Below are 18,719 nucleotides of genomic sequence, written 5' to 3'. Positions count from 1 at the left end.
GCCCGACGGCCGGGGATGTCCGTGTCTGATGGCGTTGCGCCATCAGGTCGGCATCAGGTCCTGCCATGACTTCGGTGCGCCTCCGGCGATGAGGTTGGTCTGCTGCTCATAGCGACCGTCAGGGGTCATGTACTTGCCGGTCTCCGGGTCGTACGGCACCACCGCGACCGAGGGACCGCCGCCATCGGTGGAACTCGGCGCGACCGGCAGCGCGCCTCCCGGCGCGGGTACCGGCGGCACCGGCACACCGTTGACCGAGTTACCCGGTGGGGGCGGCGGGATATACGCCGTCGGCGGGGCAGGCGGGGCAACTGGTGCGGGTGGCGCCACCACCGGCGGCGGAGGCGGCCCGGCGGCGCCACCGGGCGGCGCCCCCGACGGCACCGCCCCGGGAGGCAACGGGGTCCCCTCAGTCGGCGCGTAGATCTGATCCTGGAAAGTGGCACGATCATCCGGCGGGATGCCCTGGGCGACCAAGTTCGGGTCGAACGGCAACGGCCCGAGGATGTGCTGACGCATCGCCATCGGCACGAATCCCCGGGGGTCGTTGCACAGTTCGACGGTGGGTGCACGCTTGCCCGGATGCTCCATGCACGGGATGTTGCGCGCGCCGCGCACCGAAACCGGCGAGTCCTGCGGCAGCTTGCAGTACAGGTTGTCCGGGGTGTCGATGGTGGTGGTGTCCGCCGGCGATCGCCACGCCGACGGCGGCAGGAAACCGACCGTGCACGGGTTCGGATCTCCGATCGTGATCGAGAAGTCACCCATCGGCAGACCGGTCGGATTGTTTTTCGGTAGACCGAATGACTGCTGTGCGGCAATGTAATTCGGCAGCAGCACCAGCAACTGCTCCAGCGCTGGGTTGTAGGTCAGCAGGATCTGGCTGATCGTCGTCATGTTGGCCAGCAGCACCGGTAGCGTCGGCTTGATATCGGTCAACAGGCCCGACACCTCCTGCGCGAACCCGGAACCACGCTGCAACAGGGTGCGGATCTGCGGATCGTTGGCGACCACCTGATCGGTGATCCCGGCCAGGCTGCGCGACCAGGTGCGGATCGCATCGGTGGTCTGCACCTGGGTGTCGAGCAGCGGCACGCTGTTGTCGATGAGCGAGCGCATCTCATCGGACACGCTGTCGGCGTCGCGGGTCAGCTTGCCCGCGGAGTCGACGAGTGACTGGAAGTCGTAACCGGCTCCGTTGAAGGCCTGATACGTCTCGCCCAGCAGATCGTTGAGCCGGTCCTTGGGTATCGACTGGACCAGCGCGCTCATCTGGTCGAGCATCGGCCCGACCTCCTGCGGAATGGTGGTGTTGTCCGCCGCGATCACCGCGCCGTCCTCCAGGTACGGACCGGCTCCGGTGTTCGGGCGCAGATCGACGTACTGCTCGCCGACCGCCGAAACACTGAGCACATGCGCGGTGAGATCGGCCGGGATCTTCGGCGACCGGTCCAGCGACAGCGTCGCCCGTGCGCCGCTGTCGGTGAGCGCGACACCGGTCACCCGACCGATCTGGACACCGTTGTAGGTCACGTTGGAGAACCGGTACAGGCCGCCGGTGGCGGGAAGGTCGAGGCTGACGGTCAGCCGGCCCACACCGAGCAGTGTGGGAAGTTGCATGTAGCCGAACACCATCACCGCGACACCGACGATGGACGCCACGGTGAAGATGATCAGCTGCGTCCTGACGAAGCGAGTCAGCATCTACCCACCACCTCCCTGGGAACCGGCGGGCGCGTATGGCCCGGCGAAGATGGATGCCGTGGGTACCGGCGGTGCGCTCTGCGGGCTGACCGGTGGCGGTGACACCGGCAGGATCGGTCCGGTCGCCGGCGGCGGAGCGGACGGTGCTGCCGGTGCGCCGGCCGGCGGGGGCGCGGCGGGCGGTGGGGCCAGCGGTGCCGACAACGGATCGTAGGAGTAGTTCAGATACCACGGATCCCCGGGTGCCGGAATCAGTTTCGCGTCCTCATCGCCCCATCGGGTACCCAGCAGCAGCGTGCGCTTGAGGCGCGGATAGGTCAGATCGAAGACCGCGAACAGGTTCAGGAAGTCGCCCTTGACCGCGCGGTCGATGGCGTTGGGTCCGTACGGGAATGCCGACGCGTAGGCGACGGCGCCGTTGATGTCGGGTCCGATGTCGGCCAGCGCACGCAGCGCCGGCTCGAGGTTGGTCAGGTCGGCCACCAGTTCCTTACCCGCATCGTTGACCAGACCCGTTGCGGTGTCGCTGAACTCGCCGAGGCGATCGAGCGCGGCGGTGAACCGGGGCCGGCTGTCGATCAGGACGTCCAGCGCGGGCGGGATATCCTTGAGCGCGCGGTCGATCTTGTCGTTCTGCGATGCGAAAGTGCCCGCCACGGAATTCAGCTGCTGGATGGACGCGACGATGTCGGCCCGCTGGGTGTCGAGCACCCCGACGAACTTGTCCAGCCGGATCAGCAGATCGCGGATCTCGGTCTCCCGCCCGGACATCGCGGTGCTGAAGTTGTGGATGATGTCGCCGATCTGTCCCAGCCCACCACCGTTGACCAGGGTGGACAGCGAGGACAGCGTCTGCTCGGTGGACGGGTAGGTCGACGAATCCGCCAGTGCGATGGTGGAGCCCGACGGCAGCTGTCCCGACGGGTCCTGGCCCACCGGGGGGTTGAGCGCAAGGTGCATCGAACCGAGCAGACTGGTCTGTCCGACGGTGGCAACCGAATTGGCGGGCACCACGACACCGGGGTTGACCCGGATCGTGACGTCGGCATGCCAGTCCCGCACGGTCATGTCACCGACGCTGCCCACCACGGCATCATCGATGAGCACCGGTGAATTGGACTCCAGGGTACCTACATTGGCCACCTGCACGGTGAACTCCTGGGCGTCGGCACTGTTGCCCTGCACACCCGGCAACGGCAGCGAGTTCACCCCGTGGAAGGCACAGCCGCTGCCGGCCAGTGCCACCGTGGCGCACAGCACCACCGCACGTGCGGATCCCTTGCCGATCATGCGGGTGGTGTCCCTTCAGCAGGCAACAGCGGAGCGTCGGGTGCCGGACCCGGCGCAGGACCCGGCGGCGGACCGCCGTACCCCGGCAGCAGCATGCCGTCGAAGGTGGTCGGACTCGGCTGGGGCGCACCGGGAAGCAACGGGGCGTGCGGTGTCGCGGGCAGTCCGTTGGGCGCGTAGGCCCCGCGGCCCGGCGCCGGCGGCGCATTCCAGCCGGGCGGCGGCGGAACATCACCGGCGCCGGTGTAGGCGGAGACGGTCGGCGGCGGTTCCGGCGGACGCGGGATACCGCCACCGTTGGGCGCCAGCCGCATATCCGAGTAGATCAGCTTGTCCGGGCTGGCCGATTTGGTCAGATAGGGGTTGATCGGGAACGGGAAGCCGTTGAAGTTCAACAGCCGCAGCGCGGGCCCGAAGTACTGCTCGCACAGCTTCGCGGTCTCCGGCGCCGTGGTGTTCTCGACGGCTCCGATCATGCCGCAGACCGCCTGCACCGGATTGCTGAAGTTCGCGAAGGCGAACGAGCCCAACGGCGTACCGCTGGAGACGTTGTACATGTTCAGCGTATTGGCGATGGCCGTCGGGGTGATGTGCAGGATGTTTTCGATCGACATCCGGCTGTCCAACAGGTTCTGCATGACATTGGACAGCCGGGTCACCTGCTCGGAGGTTTCGTTACGGGTGCCCGCCACGAAACGCTGCACATCGTCGATGGCCACCGACAGATCGTTGAGCATGGCGTCCAGGCTCGAGCGGCTGTCGTTGACCACGCTGGTCAGCGTCGCCAGCCGGTTCTCGAACATGACGATCTGCTCGCTGCTGCCGCGGACGGCGTCGACGAACACGTGCAGGTTTCTGATGATGTCCACGATGTCGCCGCTGCCGTCGGCCATCACCCGGGCCACCCCGGACAGTTGGGCCAGCGTCTCGCGCAGTTTGGCACCGTTGCCGTCCATGGCGTTGGCGGCGCTGTCGATGAAGCGGGACACCGATGTGCCGTCGACACCACTCTGCGGGCCCAGTTCGGATGCCAGGCGCTCCAATTGCGTCTTCACCTGATCCCACTCCACGGGGATGGCGGTCCGCTCCTCGGGGATGACGGCCCCGTCGGCCATGGCATCGGAATCCCCGTCCCGGAACGGCGGGGTGAGCTGGACGAAGCGGGCCGCGACCAGGTTCGGCGCCACGATGATCGCCTTGGCCTGCGCGGGCACCGACACTCCCGGGTCGACCTCCAGGGTCAGCCGGGTCTGCTGGCCCTCGGGATCGATCGCCTTGATGGAGCCGACCTTCACCCCGGACACCCGTACCTCGTCGCCCGGGTAGATCGCCGTCGCGGTCGGGAAGTACGCGGTGATCGTCGTCGGCTTGAAGAACAGCTGGCGTACCAGGAATCCGGCGGCGACCACCACGGCCACCACCACGACGACGGTCAGCAATTTGTTACGTGTCCTCATCGCGGAGCCTCTCCGGGCAACGGCGGGATGACCGGCGGCGGGAACGACCGCGGCGGCAGGTCACCCGGCTGCGGAATCCCGTTGACGGGGAACGGGAGTTCGGCACGCGGGCCGGCATTGTCCGGCGGCTGACCGGCGTTGACACCACGGCGGAACCCGAAGGCGTAGTCCAGGAACGGCTGCAGCAGCTGGCCGAACACCAGGTTCGGCACGAAGGCACTGTAGTAGAAGCCGTTGGACACCGTCTCACCCTGGGTGAGTTCGTATTTGGCCAGCCCGGGCAGCGCTTTGCTGATGTTGTCGCGGTTCTTCTCGAGCACCGCGGTGACCGAATTCAGCCGATCCAGCGCAGGTTTCAGCTGTTCCTCGTTGTCGGCCACCACCCCGGAGAGCACCCGCGACACCTCGGAGGTATTGGCCAGCAGACTCACGATCGCCTGCCTGCGATCGTTGAGCACACCCACCAGGTCGTTGGCATTGAGGATCAGGGTGTTGACCTGCTCGCTGCGCTGCGACAGCACACCGGTCACGTCACCGGCACTCCTGAGCAGATCCCCCAGACTCTCGTTGCGGCTGTTGAGCGATCGCGACAACCGGCTGAGACCGTCGAAGGTGGGACCGAGCTGCGGTGCGATCTGATCGATTGTCTGCGACAGCGTGTCCAGGGACTGGTTCAGCGACTGGGTGTCGGTGCCCGCGGTGTTGGTGGTCAGCTCACCGACCGCATCGGTCAGCGAGTACGGCGAGGACGTCCGCGACAGCGGGATCTCGTCGAGCGCGCCCATCCGGCCGCTGCCCGCGGGCTCCAGAGCCAGCACCCGCTCACCGAGCAGAGTGCCGGTACGGATGTGGGCCTCGGTATCCGATCCCAGCCCATACTTGCCCTCCAGGGTGAACAGCACCAGCGCGTCACCGTTGTCCAGGCCGATATCCGACACCGACCCGACCTTGATACCGGCCAGCGTGACATCGTTGCCCACACTCAGGCCACCCGCCTCGGCGAACCGGGCCTGATACCGGACCGAGCTCGCCCATTCCGAGAGGCGTTCGGGCTGTAGGCCGACGGCGATGACGAGCACCATCAGCACGACGCCCATGATGCCGGTGCGGACCAGATGGCCGCCGCGATACTTCAGCATCGAGGATCACCCTTCATTGCCGGGCGTGGTTCGCAGAGCCTCATGATGAATCCGAGCACCTGCCCTCCTCCTGCCTGATCCACGGGAACACGACGGTGCGACCCTGCAGATCGCTGGCGCGGAACGCGACGCCGCAGATGTAGTACTGGATGAAGCCGCCGTAGGCGCCCAGCCGGATCGCCTTGCGGTAGTTCTCCGGGGCCTTCTGCAGGGAGGTGTCCAGGGACTCCTTGCCCGCATCGATGTTGGCCGCCAACCGGTTCACCTGGGCGATGGTGCCGGCCAGTGGTTGGCGCGCGTTCCCGAGGAAGTCGGCCAGCGATGCGGTGCCATTGTCGAGCGCCTCGATCGCGGTGGCGATCGGATCACGATCCTCGTGCAGACCGCTCACCAGCCGCTGGATGCGGTCGACGGCTCCGGAGAACCGGTCGCCGTCCTTGGCCAATGTGTCCAGCACGGTGCGCAACTCGTCGATCAGCGATTCGACTACCTGATTGTTGTCGGCCAGTTCGGTGCTGAACGACGAGGTCTTGGACAACAGGGATTCGATGGTGCCGCCCTGGCCCTGCATGATCTGGATGAGCGAGGCGGTCAGCGCGTTGACATCCTGCGGGTTGAGCCCTTGGATCACCGGTTTGAGGCCGCCGAGCAACAGGTCCAGATCAAGCGCCGGTGCGGTGCGCTCCACCGGGATCTGCGCGCCGGCCGGCTGCAGCTGGGTCGAACCCGGCCCGTCCAGCAGTTCCAGATAGCGGTCGCCGACCAGGTTCAGGTACCGCACGGCCGCCTTGGTACCGGTCGTCAACGCCACCGACCGATCGGCGTCGAACTCGACCAGCACCGTCCCGTCGGACTGCAGCGACACACCGTCCACGGTGCCCACTCGGATGCCGGCAACCCGCACGCTGTCACCGGCTTTGAGCCGGGAGGCATCCGTGAACACCGCCGAGTACCCCTGGGTGGAACCGGTCCGTACCTCGGAGAAGACCGCGAACAGCGCACCGGTCAGCACCAGCATCACCACCGAGAAGATGCCGAACTTGATGATGACTCCGCGTGATCCCGTCATCCGGGCATCCCAATCTGTGCGCTGTTGCGTGGCGGGCCACCCAACGGTCCGAACAACATCTGCTTGAGGCCATCGGAATTGAGCAGGATGCCCTGGTTTCCGTACTGATAGCCGTTGGCCCCGGTGTCGGCCACCAGCGCGGGCACCCGGTACTCCGGCGGCACATCCGGCAGCCCGTATTCCTTGCAGTAGGACCGGTCCGCCTTGGCGGCCACCCGCGGCAGATCCTGCGGATAGCGGTAGCGCTCGGCACCCAGGGTCAGACTCGCCGAGATGATGATGCCCGGCACGTTGAACGGCGGGGACTTCGAGAACGGGACGATGCCGCCGATACCGCAGCCGAGCCCCTCGTGATACTTGGCCAGCAATTCGGTGGTCGGCACCAGGATGTGGGCCAGGTCGCGCAGCGCCTGGCGGTTTCCGCCGACCACCTCGATGCCCACATCGGCCAGGCCGGTTGCGCTGATGAGGAACGCGTCCAGGTTGTCCTGCTCCTCGACGATGCTGTTGCTCAGCGTGCTGGTGTTGTCCACCGCGGTGACCAGATCCTGCGCGCCGTCGGCATAGGCGGTCAGCACCGGCGGCAGCTGCCGGGTGATGGTGGCCATGTTGTCCAGGCTCGGTTCGATCTTGGCCAGGAAGTTGTTGAAATCGGTGAGCGTGCGGCCGAACTGCTCGCCGCGGCCGTTGAACGCATCCGAGATCGCACCGAGGGTTTCGTTGACCTTGAGTGGATCGATCGAGTCCAGCAGCTGGGTGAGTTGTTGGAAGACGGTGTTGATCTCGACGGTGACGTGATCACCCTGCAGGGTGGCCCCGGCCCGGACCGGCTCCGCGGACGGGTCCGGCGGACTCTGCAACTGGACGAACTTGGCCCCGAACACCGTCGAGGAGGCGATGTCGACCTGGACGTTGGCCGGGATGCGGTGCAACTGAGCGGGATCCATGGCCAGATGCAGGACCGCCACCCCGTCGGGCCGCGACTCGATGGAGGCGACGGTGCCGACCTGCACACCGCGCATCTTGACCTTGGCGTCGGGATTCATCACCAGGCCGGCGCGTTCGGAGACCACCGTCAGCGGCACCGTCTCGGTGAAACTGCCCCGGAACAGCCCCACCGACAGCGTCACGATCAGCACGATCGCGACCAGCATGGCCAGCCCGGCCAGGGCGCGTACGTTGTCTTGCTTTGCCATACTGCCCCTAGCCCGACAGGTTGAAGTTGCCGTTGGAGCCGTAGATGGCCAGTGAGACCAGCAGGGTCACCGAGACCACCACGACCAGGGAGGTGCGCACGGCGTTGCCGACCGCGACGCCGACGCCGGAGGGCCCGCCCGTGGCGAAGAACCCGAAGTAGGTGTGGATGAACAGCACCGCCAGCGCCATCAGGATCGCCTGCAGGAACGACCAGAGCAGGTCGATCGGGTTGAGGAAGGTGTTGAAGTAGTGCGAGTACAGTCCGCCGGACTGGCCGAACAACACAGTGGTGGTGAATTCGCTTGCCAGGAAGGACAACACGACGGCGATCGAGTACAGCGGGGTGATCGCGATCATGCCCGCCACGATGCGGGTGGACACCAGGTATTCCACCGAGCGGATCGCCATGGTCTCCAGCGCGTCGATCTCCTCGTTGATCCGCATGGCGCCCAGTTGCGCGGTCACACCGGCGCCGAAGGTGGCCGCCAGCCCGATGCCGGCGATCACCGGCGCGGCGATGCGCACATTGATGAACGCCGACAGAAACCCGGTCAGGGCCTCGATGCCGATGTTGCCCAGGCTCGAGTAGCCCTGCACGGCAAGCGTTCCACCGGTGGCCAGGGTCAGGAAACCGACGATCACCAGGGTGCCGCCGATCATCGCCAGCGCCCCGGCACCCATGGAGATCTCGGCGATCAACCGGATGACCTCCTTGCGGTAGCGCATGGCGGCCAGCGGGATTCCGGCGATGGCCCGCCCGTAGAACAGGGTGTGGTCGCCGAGGCCGGCAAGGGTCAGGATCGGGCGTCGGACTGTGCGCGCCAGCCGCGGGTACGTCGACTTGAGGACTGCGATGTTTCCCATGACTCAGTTGTCCGTCATCTGGATGCCGATCGCGGTGACCACCACGTTGACCACGAACAGCGCCATGAAGGCGTAGACCACCGTCTCGTTCACCGCGTTGCCGACCGCCTTGGCGCCACCACCGGAGATGGTCAGACCCCGGTAGCAGGCGATCAAACCGGCGATCAGACCGAACAATCCGGCCTTGATGCAGGAGATGATCACCTCGGGCAGGCCGGTCAGCAGAGTGATACCGGCGGCGAACGCGCCCGGGTTGACGTCCTGCACGAACACCGAGAACACGTAGCCGCCGAGGATGCCGATGATGACCACCAGGCTGTTGAGCAGCAGGGCCACCAGGCCGGCGGCCAGCATCCGCGGGGTGACCAGGCGCTGCACCGGGTTGATGCCCAGCACCTCCATCGCATCGATCTCTTCCCGGATGGTGCGCGAGCCGAGGTCGGCGCACATCGCCGTGGCGCCGGCACCGGCCACGATCAGCACCGTGACCATCGGACCCACCTGGGTGACGGCGCCGAATGCCGCACCGGCACCGGACAGATCAGCCGCGCCGAGCTCACGCAGCAGGATGTTGAGCGTGAAGGACACCAGCACCGTGAACGGGATCGCCACCAGCAGTGTCGGTCCCAGCGACACCCGCGCCACGAACCAGGCCTGCTCCAGGAATTCCCGCCAGAAGAACGGCCGCTGGAACAGATACTTGACGGCGTCGGCGCTCATCGCGAACAGACCACCGACAGCCTGCATGGGCCCGGAGGCGCCACGCGCTATCGAGATACCGGGGGACCACCGGTCCGGACCCTTACCTGCCATCCCCACCGGGTCCTTCCAGGATTGTGACCGCTGCTACTGCTGTCGGGCCGCCGACGTTGTGCGCCAACGCGACTCGGGCGCCGTCCACCTGGTTGGCCGCCTCGCCGCGCAACTGCTCAAACAGCTCAACGCACTGTGCCACACCGGTGGCACCCGGCGGATGCCCTTTGGTCTTCAGACCCCCACTGGCATTCACCGGCAGCGCTCCCCCGACGCTGGTGACTTCTGCCTCCGCGAGTTTGTATCCGTCAAACCTGTCGGCGAAGCCTAGATCTTCATAGCTGATCAGCTCGATCCCCGTGAAGAAATCGTGCACTTCGGCGACATGAATATCCGCGGGTGTCATATTTGCCATCGCGAAGGCCTGTTTGGCCGCCCGGACCGTCGCCGGGAAGGTCGTCAGGTCGGCCTTGTGCTGATGCATCACCGAATCGAGCCCCAGTCCGACGCCGCGGATCCACACCGGGCGGTCGGTGAAACGATCCACCACATCCTCGGCCGCGATCACCAGTGCAGCGGCCCCGTCGCTCTGCGGGGCACAGTCGTAGACATGGAACGGTGTGACCACCACCGGCGCTGCCATGGCCTGCTCCATGGTGATCTCAAAACGCAAGCGGGCCTTGGGGTTGCTCACCCCGTGCCGGTGGTTCTTCACCGCGATCATCGCCAGGTGCTCCCGGGTGGCCGGCGACTCGTGCAGATAGCGCCGCACGTGCAGGGCGAAGCCCGCCGGGGCGACCAATCCGAGCGGGTAATCCCAGGCCTTGTCCCTGGCCATCGCTTCCCACTCCCACAGCATGTCCGCCGACGTGGTATCGCGCAGCTTGTCCGCACCCATCACCAGTGCGACGTCGAAAGCCCCTGAGGCGACCGCGAACAACGCGTTGCGCACCGCGTCGTTACCGGTGGCGCAGGAGTTCTCGATGCGGGTGACGGGCAGGTCCGGCAACCCCAGGGTGTCCGCCAGGATCCCGGCCGGGAACCCGTCGGCGGTGCCCATCGAGCCGTACCAGGCCGCCTGCAGATCGAACTTGTCCAGGCCCTTGTCGATGCTGCGCACACAGTCGGCGAAGGCAAGCGGCAGCAGATCCTTGAGTCCGAGCGCGAAATGCTCCCCGAAGGTGGTCATTCCCGCGCCGACGACGGCGACGTTTCTCATGACCTCCTCCCGGTTGCGACGGCGATCGTATCGAATGGATTACGGTAAAGATGCCGATATTTGCCGAACTCACAGCATCCGGTCATGCGGTCACCGCGCGGGTCCGGCGGCCGCCGGCCTGACCGATGGTTAGCTCGCACGCGTCGCTCATGCCGCGGCCTCGTCCGGCGCGAACGCGTAACCGTAGTCGGGCACCCCGGAGCGCATCGCGACACGTCGCAGCGCCATCCGGCCGCGGTCACCGATCTCCACGGCGCCGGGCTCGACACCGGTCACCTTGACCAGCGCCCGCACCCGCACCCCGTCGAGTTCGACGATCACCAACGAATAGGGCGTCCGCAACCCCGGTACCGGAACGTGCACCGTAACCTCGGTGTAGACGGTGCCGGTGCGCGGCAACGGCACCAACGCGTAGTCGGTGGAAAGCGTGCCATCCCGGGCGACTCGGAAGCGCGGCGGGAAATCCAATTCGTCACTGCCGGTGAAGGTTCCCGCCTCCCAACGCACCTTCGCCTCAAAGGCGCGCTCGTAGGCGGCCAACGAGATGGGGATCTCGGTGCCCTTCACATAGGAGTACGTCGGTACCGGGCGCGCGGATGTTTCACGGCGACGGGTCACCGCCGTACCGCCGCCGACCGTCAGCCCGGACAGGATGGCCTGTTCGACGGCGACCAGCGCACCGGTACGGCCCGATTCGGCCATCCCGGCGAGGGCGAAAATGCCCGCACTGGCACCCACGGTCGGCAACCGCGGCGGGCCGGGCAGGCACAGTTCGACGGCGCGGTCGTGACCGACCCCGGCCACTGCCACCGGCGTGTCCAGCCAGGCGGCCTCCAACGACGCGATCAGCCCACGCTCGTGCAGCAGCCGCGGGTCCCCGTAGTCCTGCACACCGCCGGCCTCGGTACGGATGCGGACCGGCAGGCTGCGGGCCACCCGGGCGGCGGTGCGCACCCGCAGGCCGTGTTCGGCGGTCACCAGCGCGGCCGCGCCCGCCGGGTCCAGGTCCACCCCGATGATCAGGGTGCGGGGTCGCGCGGAGCTGACGGCGTCGGCGGCCGCCGGTGCGCCGCCCAGCCTTTCGTCGACCTCCAGTTCGGGGTCCAGTCCGAGCCCGGCCAGCAGAACGGCGGCATTACTGCTCTCCACCAGCGGCAGGTTGCGGCTCACCAGCACCACCCGCTCGACAGCCGCACCCGATGCCAGCGCGGCCCGGCCCGCCTCCACCGCCAGGGTGATGGCGTCCTCGTCATCACCGGGCACCCGGTGCCAGGGGGTACCCCAGCACGGCAGGTAGGTGCCGATCGACGAAACGTAGGGCATGGGCTGTCTGCGTACCTTCCCGGGAAACCGTCAGGTGACGGCGCCTGCGGTCTTCAGCTCGATGATGCGATCCCAGTCCAGGCCGAGCTCCAGGAGGATCTCGTCGGTCTGCTCGGCGAATGCGGGGGCCGGACCGCTGGTGGGGGCGGCCACATCGAACTGCACCGGGTTGGCGACCAGTTCGAGATCTCCCGCCTGAACCAGGTATTCGTTGGCCCGGATCTGCGCATCCTGCGCGGCCTGCAGGGTGTCCTGCACGGGCGCCCACGGCCCGGCCAGCGTCGAGAACCGCTCACTCCATTCCGGCAGCGTGCGCTTCTGCATCGCGGCGGTGAGGATCTCGTTGGCCGCCGCGGTGTTCTCGGCGATCGACTCGGCCGTCGCGAAGCGCGGGTCGTCGATCAGGTCCTCGAGCTCCATGTGCCGGCAGACATCGGCCCAGAACTTGGTCGGCTGCATCATCACGAACGAGATGTAGCGGTCGTCGGCGGTCGGATAGAGCCCGACCAGCGGGTTGAACGGCGAACCCTGCGTCCCCGGCGGGAACGCCTCCATCCGCTCGTTGAGGTGGTTGGTCAGTGCGACGGTGTGCCCCATCGACCACAGCCCGCTGCCCAGCAGCGAGACGTCCACCACCGACGGCTCCCCGGTGCGCTCACGCTTCACCAGGGCCGCGGCGACACCTCCGGCCAGATTGGTGCCGGAGATGGTGTCGCCGTAGGCAGGTCCGGGCGGGCCGATCATGCCCGGCATGTCCGGCGGGGTGATGGTACGGGCCGTGCCGGCGCGGCACCAGAACGCCGTCATGTCGTAGCCGCCCTTGCCGGCTTCCTCGCCGCGCGGGCCCAGCGCGCTGCCGCGCGCATAGATGATCGACGGGTTGACCGCCCGGATGTCGTCGACATCGATACCGAACTTGGCCCGGTGCCCGGGTAGGAAGCTGGTCAGGAACACGTCGGCCCGCTTGGCCAGTTCCAGCAGCACCTCCCGACCTTCGGGCACCGACATGTCCAGCCCGACACTGCGTTTGAGCCGGTTGGCGTGCTCGATGTTGGGATTGGGATCGCCGTCGACCCGCAACAGCCCGGTCTGCCGCAGACCACGCTGCGGATCACCGGTGACGGCGTGCTCGACCTTGACGACGTCGGCACCCCATTCGGCCAGGACCGCGCCGGCCGACGGTACGAAGCCGTACATGGCGACTTCGAGGACCCGGATTCCGTCGAGTGGCTTGGACATCAGCCCACCACCGGCACGGCGAAGGTCTTGGCCTCCAGGAATTCCTCGAGTCCGGCCCTGCCCATCTCGCGACCGATACCGGACTGCTTGAACCCACCGAAGGGGCTGTCGGGGCTGAAGTAATTGCCGCCGTTGATGGAGAAGGTGCCGGTACGGATCCGCCGGGCCACCGCCAGGGCGCGCTCCTGACTGCCGAACACGGCGCCGGAGAGACCGTAGATGGAGTTGTTGGCGATCCGCACCGCGTCGTCGTCATCGTCATAGGCGATCACCGCGAGCACCGGCCCGAAGACCTCTTCCTGGGCGATCTCGCTGTCGGGGTCGACATCGGTCAGCAGGGTCGGCGTGTAGAAGTAGCCCGGCCCCTTCTTCTCGCCACCGGTGACCAGCGTCGCCCCGGCCGCTACGGCACGCTGCACCATCGCGTCGACCTTGTCACGCTGCTTTTCACTGATGAGCGGTCCCATATAGGTGCCCGGCTCGTTGGGATCGCCGTAGCGGACGTGCCCGAAGTTGGTCTTGACCAGTTCCACGATCTCGTCGTGGTGGCTGCGCGGCACGAGCAGCCGCGAGGTCAGCGCACAGCCCTGCCCGGCGTGGGTCACCATGCTGAACGCGGAGAACAGCGCGGCCGTGCCGAAGTCGGCATCGTCGAGCACGATGGCCGCGGACTTGCCGCCGAGTTCCAGGAACACCTTCTTCAGGGTGGAGCTGGCGGCGGCCATGATCGCGCGCCCGGTCGGGGTCGAGCCGGTGAAGGTCACCATGTCGACGTCGGGGGCGGTGGTGAGCACCGCGCCGACCTGCGGATCGGCGCCACTGATGACATTGACCACGCCGGCGGGGATGTCGGTGTGATTGGCGATCAGCTCGCCGAGGGCCAGCGTGATCAGCGGGGTGTCCGGTGCGGCCTTGAGGATGACGGTGCAGCCGGCGGCCAGTGCGGGAGCCAGCTTCGCCAGTGCCAGCTGATTCGGGTAGTTGTAGGCGATGATCGCGGCGACCACCCCGGCGGCCTCCTTCTCGACCCACCGGTGGTGCTGCTGCCCGCGGACCTCGACGTTGCCGAGATCCTCGGTGAGCGGATAGTCACGCAGCAGATCGAGGTAGTACTTGACGATCGCGATCGGCTGGTCGAGCTGGGCACCCTGGGTCAGGGCCGGCGTCGCGCCGACCTCGGCGATGGTCAGCGCGGCCAATTCGTCACGGTGTTCCACCAGCGCAGCGTGGAACTGTTCGAGGCAGCGGATGCGCAGCGCGACATCGGTGGCCCAGCCCGAGGTGTCGAAGGCCCGCCGGGCGGCGGCGACGGCCGCCTCAGCATCGGCCACCGTGGCGTCGGGGGCGTGCCCGAGGACCTCTCCCGTGGCGGGGTTCAATGATGCGAAGGTGCTGGGCGTCTCGACCAAATTTCCGTCGATCAGCATCCGCTTGGCGGTGATCGTGGACGTCTCGGACATCGGGCTCCTCACTGTGATGGAAATTTCATTCTCATCAACGGCGAATACTACATCCGGTGGATGAGAACGCAAGAAAGCGTAGCCACGCTAGTCGTATGGTTCGAGCGCGATGGAGACGCCGAACTTTTGTTTCCCGGATTCGAGACGCCGAGTCTTGCGACAACGACCGACCCGAGAGTACGGTTCTCATAATCGGAAGGGCGATTCTTAGGAGGCTCGCAGGTGAAGAATGCTGTCGTGACGGGCGGCGGGTCGGGTATCGGACGGGCCATCGCCGACCGACTGCGCGCCGACGGCTACCACGTTGCCACTCTCGATCTGAACCCGTCGGATACACCGAATGCGTTCATCGCCAACGTCACCGACCGGGCCGCCGTGGACTCCGCACTCGACGCCATCCGGGCCCAACTCGGTCCCGTCACGATCCTGGTCAACGCCGCCGGCCTGGACAGTTTCCGCAAGTTCACCGATACCTCCTTCGAACAGTGGCAACGTGTCATCGACGTGAACCTCAACGGCACCTTCCACTGCATCCAGGCCGTGCTGCCCGGCATGATCGAGGCCGGCTGGGGTCGGATCGTGAACATCTCGTCGTCCAGCACGCATTCGGGCCAGCCGTTCATGGCGCCCTATGTCGCGGCCAAGTCGGCGGTCAACGGCCTGACCAAATCGTTGGCGCTGGAATACGGCCCCATGGGCATCACCGTCAACGCCGTCCCGCCCGGTTTCATCGACACCCCGATGCTGCGTAAGGCCGAAGACCGCGGCTTCCTCGGCGACACCGCCAAGCAGATCGAGCAGACCCCGGTGCGCCGGATGGGCAAACCCGAGGACATCGCCGCGGCCTGTGCCTTCTTCATCTCCGAGGAGGCCGGCTACATCACCGGACAGATCCTGGGCGTCAACGGCGGCCGGAACACCTAGAAGCGAGAGGGCTATTCATGGGTACGACAGGAAGCAGCGCAGGCCGGGTGGCCGGGAAAGTCGCCTTCATCACCGGCGCCGCCCGTGGCCAGGGCCGCAGCCACGCGATCCGGCTCGCCGAAGAGGGCGCCGACATCATTGCCGTCGACATCTGCAAGAACTACGACACCGTCGGCTATGCCATGGCCACCGCCGAGGATCTCGAGGAGACCAAGAACTACGTCGAGAAGACCGGCCGCCGCATCGTCACCGCCCAGGCCGACGTCCGCAACGAGGCCGAACTGCGGGCCGCGCTGGACGCCGGGCTGGCCGAGCTCGGCAAGGTCGACATCGTCGTCGCGCAGGCCGGTATCGCGGCCATGAAGGGCCAGCCGGCCATGCAGGCGTGGACCGATGGGATCAACACCAACTTCGTCGGCACCATCAACGCCATCCAGGTCGCGTTGCCGCACCTGAACGAGGGCGCCTCCATCATCGCGACGGCCTCCGCGGCGGCGCTGATGGACGCGCACAACAAGCCCAACCCGGGCAATGACCCCGGCGGCATGGGCTACATGGTCAGCAAGCGGCTGATCTCGGAGTACGTGCACTACCTGGCCACCGAGTTGGCCGTGCGCGGCATCCGCGCCAACGTGATCCACCCGACCAACTGCAACACCGACATGCTGCAGAGCGAGCCGATGTACCGCTCGTTCCGCCCGGACCTGGAGAACCCGACACGTGCCGACGCCGAACCGGTGTTCAGCGTGCAGCAGGCCATGAAGGTCAACTACATCGAGCCCGAGGACATCAGCAACGCCGTGCTGTGGCTGGCCTCGGACGAGTCCCGTTTCGTCACCGGTATGCAGCTGCGCGTCGACGCCGGCGGCTACCTCAAGTGGTACGACTACCACGTCTGATGCTTCCAGGAACGAACCGAAAGAGGTTGACGCAGTGAAGGTTTCGGTTGACGGAAGTCGTTGCCAGGGCCATACCCTGTGCGCGATGATCGCGCCCGACGCGTTCGAACTCGACGATGTCGACGGCCACGCCTCACCCGCCTCGGATGTGGTCCCCGCCGATCAGGAGGACGCGGTGCGCGAGGCCGTGCACTCCTGCCCGGAACAGGCCATCGTCATCGAATGACGCTGCCGCCCAGCCAGACAACGCCATGAAATGCGCCTGAAGAAAGCCAGCCATGACCATCGATGACATCTCGGCCGACGAAGACCGCAAGAAGAACACCTACCACTTCGACCGGCACACCCCGGAATACCGGCTGCAATTCGAGAAGATCACCGAAGAGATGCAGTCCAAGTGCCCGTTGGCGTGGACCGATGTCTACGACGGGCACTGGGTCGCCGCCGACAGCAAGCACGTCTTCGAACTGGCCCGCTGCCCGGTGGTGTCCAACCACCACGACATCTCCGGTGAGACGCCGTTCAAGGGCATCACCATCCCCAAGGCCAGCCGCGCCACCGTGGTGCGCGGCGGCATCCTGGAGATGGACGAGCCCGAGCACAGCGCCTACCGCGGCGCGCTGAACCCCTACCTGTCCCCCGCGGCCATCAAGCGCTGGGAACCGTTCGTCGACGAGATCACCCGCGCCGCCCTCGACGAACACATCGAGTCGGGCCGCATCGACTTCGTCGACCACCTGGCCAACGTGGTGCCCGCGGTGTTCACGCTGGCCATGATGGGCCTGGACCTGAAGAAGTGGAAGGTCTACAGCGAGCCCACGCACGCCTCGGTCTACACCCCGGAGCATGCCCCGGAACGCGAGAAGATCAACGAGCAGCACCGCGAGATGGGCATCGACATCATCAACAACATGATGGAGATCCGGGAGAACCCGCGGCCGGGGTTGGTCAACGCCATGCTGCAGCTGCGCATCGACGGCGAGCCGGCGCCGGATATGGAGATCCTGGGCAACCTGGGCCTGGTCATCGGCGGCGGATTCGACACCACCACCGCATTGACCGCACACGCCCTGGAGTGGCTCGGGGAGCATCCCGACGAGCGCGAGCGGCTCTCCCGCGACCGCGACACACTGCTGAACCCGGCCACCGAGGAATTCCTGCGCTTCTTCACCCCCGCGCCGGGCGACGGACGGACCTTCGCCGAGGACGTCGAGGTCGAGGGGCAGCAGTTCAAGCAGTACGAGCGACTGTGGCTGTCCTGGGCGATGGCCAACCGCGACCCGGCGGTATTCGATCAGCCCAACGAGCTGATCATGGACCGCAAGGGCAACCGGCACTTCAGCTTCGGGATCGGCGTACACCGCTGCGTGGGCTCCAACGTCGCCCGCACGGTGTTCAAGTCGATGCTGACCGCGGTGCTGGACCGGATGCCGGACTATGTGTGCGACCCCGAGGGCACCGTGCACTACGACACCATCGGCGTGATCCAGGGCATGCGCAACCTGCCGGCGACCTTCACCCCGGGCAAGCGACAGGGCCCCGGCCTGGACGAGACGCTGGACAATCTGCAGCGCATCTGCAACGAACAGGAACTGGCCCGGCCGATCACCGAGCGCAAGGAAAAGGCCGTCATCGACTGGAAGTGACCCGCCGCCGCCCCCACCGTCGGCGGGAATGCGCTGCCGTTTTGGCAGCGTTGTTGCCGGGTAAAGGACTTGCATGGATCAACGGCGATCCTGTTAGCCTTTTGATCACAAAGATGTGTAACAAATTAGATGCCCTCCACGACAAGGAGGATGTCGCCCGAATCAGTCGGGTGGGGAAAGGTATAAACCACATGCTCAAGGTGTCGCGCACGAAGCTGGCCGTCGTGATCGGCGGGATCGCGGTCGCGCTGCCGATGTCGGCCGGGATCGCCTCTGCCCAGCCCGACCTCAGCAATGTCGTCAACACGACCTGCACGTATGACCAGGTGATGGCCGCGATGAACGCGCAGCAGCCCGACCTGGCCGCCCAGTTCAACGCTCAGCCGATGGCGCTCGGCATGCTGCGGACCTTCCTGAACTCCGGTCCGGCCGAGCGGCAGAATACGGTCAACCAGATCGCCGCCTACCCGGGCGCCGCGAGCTACCTGGGTGCCGTGCAGAACCTCGCGGGTACCTGCAACAACTACTGACCCGCT

17 protein-coding genes are annotated in these 18,719 nt (G+C 66.7%); 5 read left to right on the top strand and 12 right to left on the bottom strand.

The genetic code is table 11. The features are described 5' to 3' along the window. Positions 1 to 42: 42 nt before the first annotated feature. The 12 genes from BST17_RS10830 to BST17_RS10775 all read right to left on the bottom strand — a co-directional run bounded on the left by BST17_RS10830 (position 43) and on the right by BST17_RS10775 (position 14,714). Positions 43 to 1,704 carry an MCE family protein gene (locus BST17_RS10830; protein WP_083057812.1) on the bottom strand — a complete coding sequence of 554 codons (1,662 nt, stop codon included), beginning with the start codon at positions 1,702 to 1,704 and terminating at the stop codon, positions 43 to 45. After that, on the bottom strand, positions 1,705 to 2,994 hold the full coding sequence (locus tag BST17_RS10825) for an MCE family protein (protein WP_083057810.1): 1,290 nt from the start codon (positions 2,992 to 2,994) through the stop codon (positions 1,705 to 1,707). Further along, positions 2,991 to 4,451, bottom strand: coding sequence for an MCE family protein (locus tag BST17_RS10820; RefSeq protein WP_083057809.1), 1,461 nt, complete (start codon positions 4,449 to 4,451; stop codon positions 2,991 to 2,993). The genes BST17_RS10825 and BST17_RS10820 overlap by 4 nt, the downstream gene beginning before the upstream one ends. Further along, complete coding sequence (locus tag BST17_RS10815; protein WP_083057807.1) at positions 4,448 to 5,590, bottom strand: MCE family protein; 1,143 nt, start codon at positions 5,588 to 5,590, stop codon at positions 4,448 to 4,450. Before BST17_RS10815 ends, BST17_RS10820 begins: the two co-directional genes overlap by 4 nt. 40 nt (positions 5,591 to 5,630) lie before the next feature. After that, complete coding sequence (locus BST17_RS10810) at positions 5,631 to 6,659, bottom strand: MCE family protein (protein ID WP_083057806.1); 1,029 nt, start codon at positions 6,657 to 6,659, stop codon at positions 5,631 to 5,633. After that, positions 6,656 to 7,855, bottom strand: coding sequence for an MCE family protein (locus BST17_RS10805; RefSeq protein WP_083057804.1), 1,200 nt, complete (start codon positions 7,853 to 7,855; stop codon positions 6,656 to 6,658). Before BST17_RS10805 ends, BST17_RS10810 begins: the two co-directional genes overlap by 4 nt. A gap of 7 nt (positions 7,856 to 7,862) precedes the next feature. After that, entirely contained in the window at positions 7,863 to 8,720 is an 858-nt protein-coding gene (locus BST17_RS10800) for an MlaE family ABC transporter permease (protein ID WP_083057802.1), read from the bottom strand. Between the two features lie 3 nt (positions 8,721 to 8,723). After that, a complete protein-coding gene (locus BST17_RS10795; RefSeq protein ID WP_083057801.1) occupies positions 8,724 to 9,533 on the bottom strand; it encodes an MlaE family ABC transporter permease in 810 nt (269 codons plus the stop codon). After that, the gene (locus BST17_RS10790; RefSeq protein ID WP_083057799.1) at positions 9,523 to 10,692 is read right to left on the bottom strand and encodes a thiolase C-terminal domain-containing protein; all 1,170 of its coding nucleotides are present in this window, start codon (positions 10,690 to 10,692) and stop codon (positions 9,523 to 9,525) included. The genes BST17_RS10795 and BST17_RS10790 overlap by 11 nt, the downstream gene beginning before the upstream one ends. A gap of 147 nt (positions 10,693 to 10,839) precedes the next feature. Continuing rightward, positions 10,840 to 12,015 carry an OB-fold domain-containing protein gene (locus BST17_RS10785; RefSeq protein WP_083057797.1) on the bottom strand — a complete coding sequence of 392 codons (1,176 nt, stop codon included), beginning with the start codon at positions 12,013 to 12,015 and terminating at the stop codon, positions 10,840 to 10,842. Positions 12,016 to 12,045: 30 nt separating this feature from the next. Next, entirely contained in the window at positions 12,046 to 13,254 is a 1,209-nt protein-coding gene (locus BST17_RS10780; protein ID WP_083057795.1) for a CaiB/BaiF CoA transferase family protein, read from the bottom strand. Continuing rightward, the gene (locus BST17_RS10775; protein ID WP_083057794.1) at positions 13,254 to 14,714 is read right to left on the bottom strand and encodes an aldehyde dehydrogenase family protein; all 1,461 of its coding nucleotides are present in this window, start codon (positions 14,712 to 14,714) and stop codon (positions 13,254 to 13,256) included. Before BST17_RS10775 ends, BST17_RS10780 begins: the two co-directional genes overlap by 1 nt. 222 nt (positions 14,715 to 14,936) lie before the next feature. On the opposite strand from BST17_RS10775, the gene BST17_RS10770 reads away from it, so the two are divergent. The 5 genes from BST17_RS10770 (at position 14,937) to BST17_RS10750 (ending at position 18,713) form a co-directional block, all read left to right on the top strand. Next, a complete protein-coding gene (locus BST17_RS10770) occupies positions 14,937 to 15,638 on the top strand; it encodes an SDR family NAD(P)-dependent oxidoreductase (protein WP_083057786.1) in 702 nt (233 codons plus the stop codon). Between the two features lie 17 nt (positions 15,639 to 15,655). Continuing rightward, on the top strand, positions 15,656 to 16,537 hold the full coding sequence (locus tag BST17_RS10765; RefSeq protein ID WP_083057785.1) for a mycofactocin-coupled SDR family oxidoreductase: 882 nt from the start codon (positions 15,656 to 15,658) through the stop codon (positions 16,535 to 16,537). 34 nt (positions 16,538 to 16,571) lie between these two features. Next, on the top strand, positions 16,572 to 16,763 hold the full coding sequence (locus BST17_RS10760) for a ferredoxin (protein WP_083057783.1): 192 nt from the start codon (positions 16,572 to 16,574) through the stop codon (positions 16,761 to 16,763). A gap of 52 nt (positions 16,764 to 16,815) precedes the next feature. Next, on the top strand, positions 16,816 to 18,183 hold the full coding sequence (locus tag BST17_RS10755; RefSeq protein WP_083057782.1) for a cytochrome P450: 1,368 nt from the start codon (positions 16,816 to 16,818) through the stop codon (positions 18,181 to 18,183). A 191-nt stretch (positions 18,184 to 18,374) separates the two neighbouring features. Continuing rightward, complete coding sequence (locus BST17_RS10750; protein ID WP_083057780.1) at positions 18,375 to 18,713, top strand: hemophore-related protein; 339 nt, start codon at positions 18,375 to 18,377, stop codon at positions 18,711 to 18,713. Positions 18,714 to 18,719: the final 6 nt, after the last annotated feature.

The organism is Mycolicibacterium bacteremicum (assembly GCF_002086115.1).
GTDB lineage: Bacteria > Actinomycetota > Actinomycetes > Mycobacteriales > Mycobacteriaceae > Mycobacterium > Mycobacterium bacteremicum.
The sequence above is the reverse complement of the archived record's forward strand: the minus strand, read 5'-3'. Positions and strand labels throughout refer to the sequence as shown.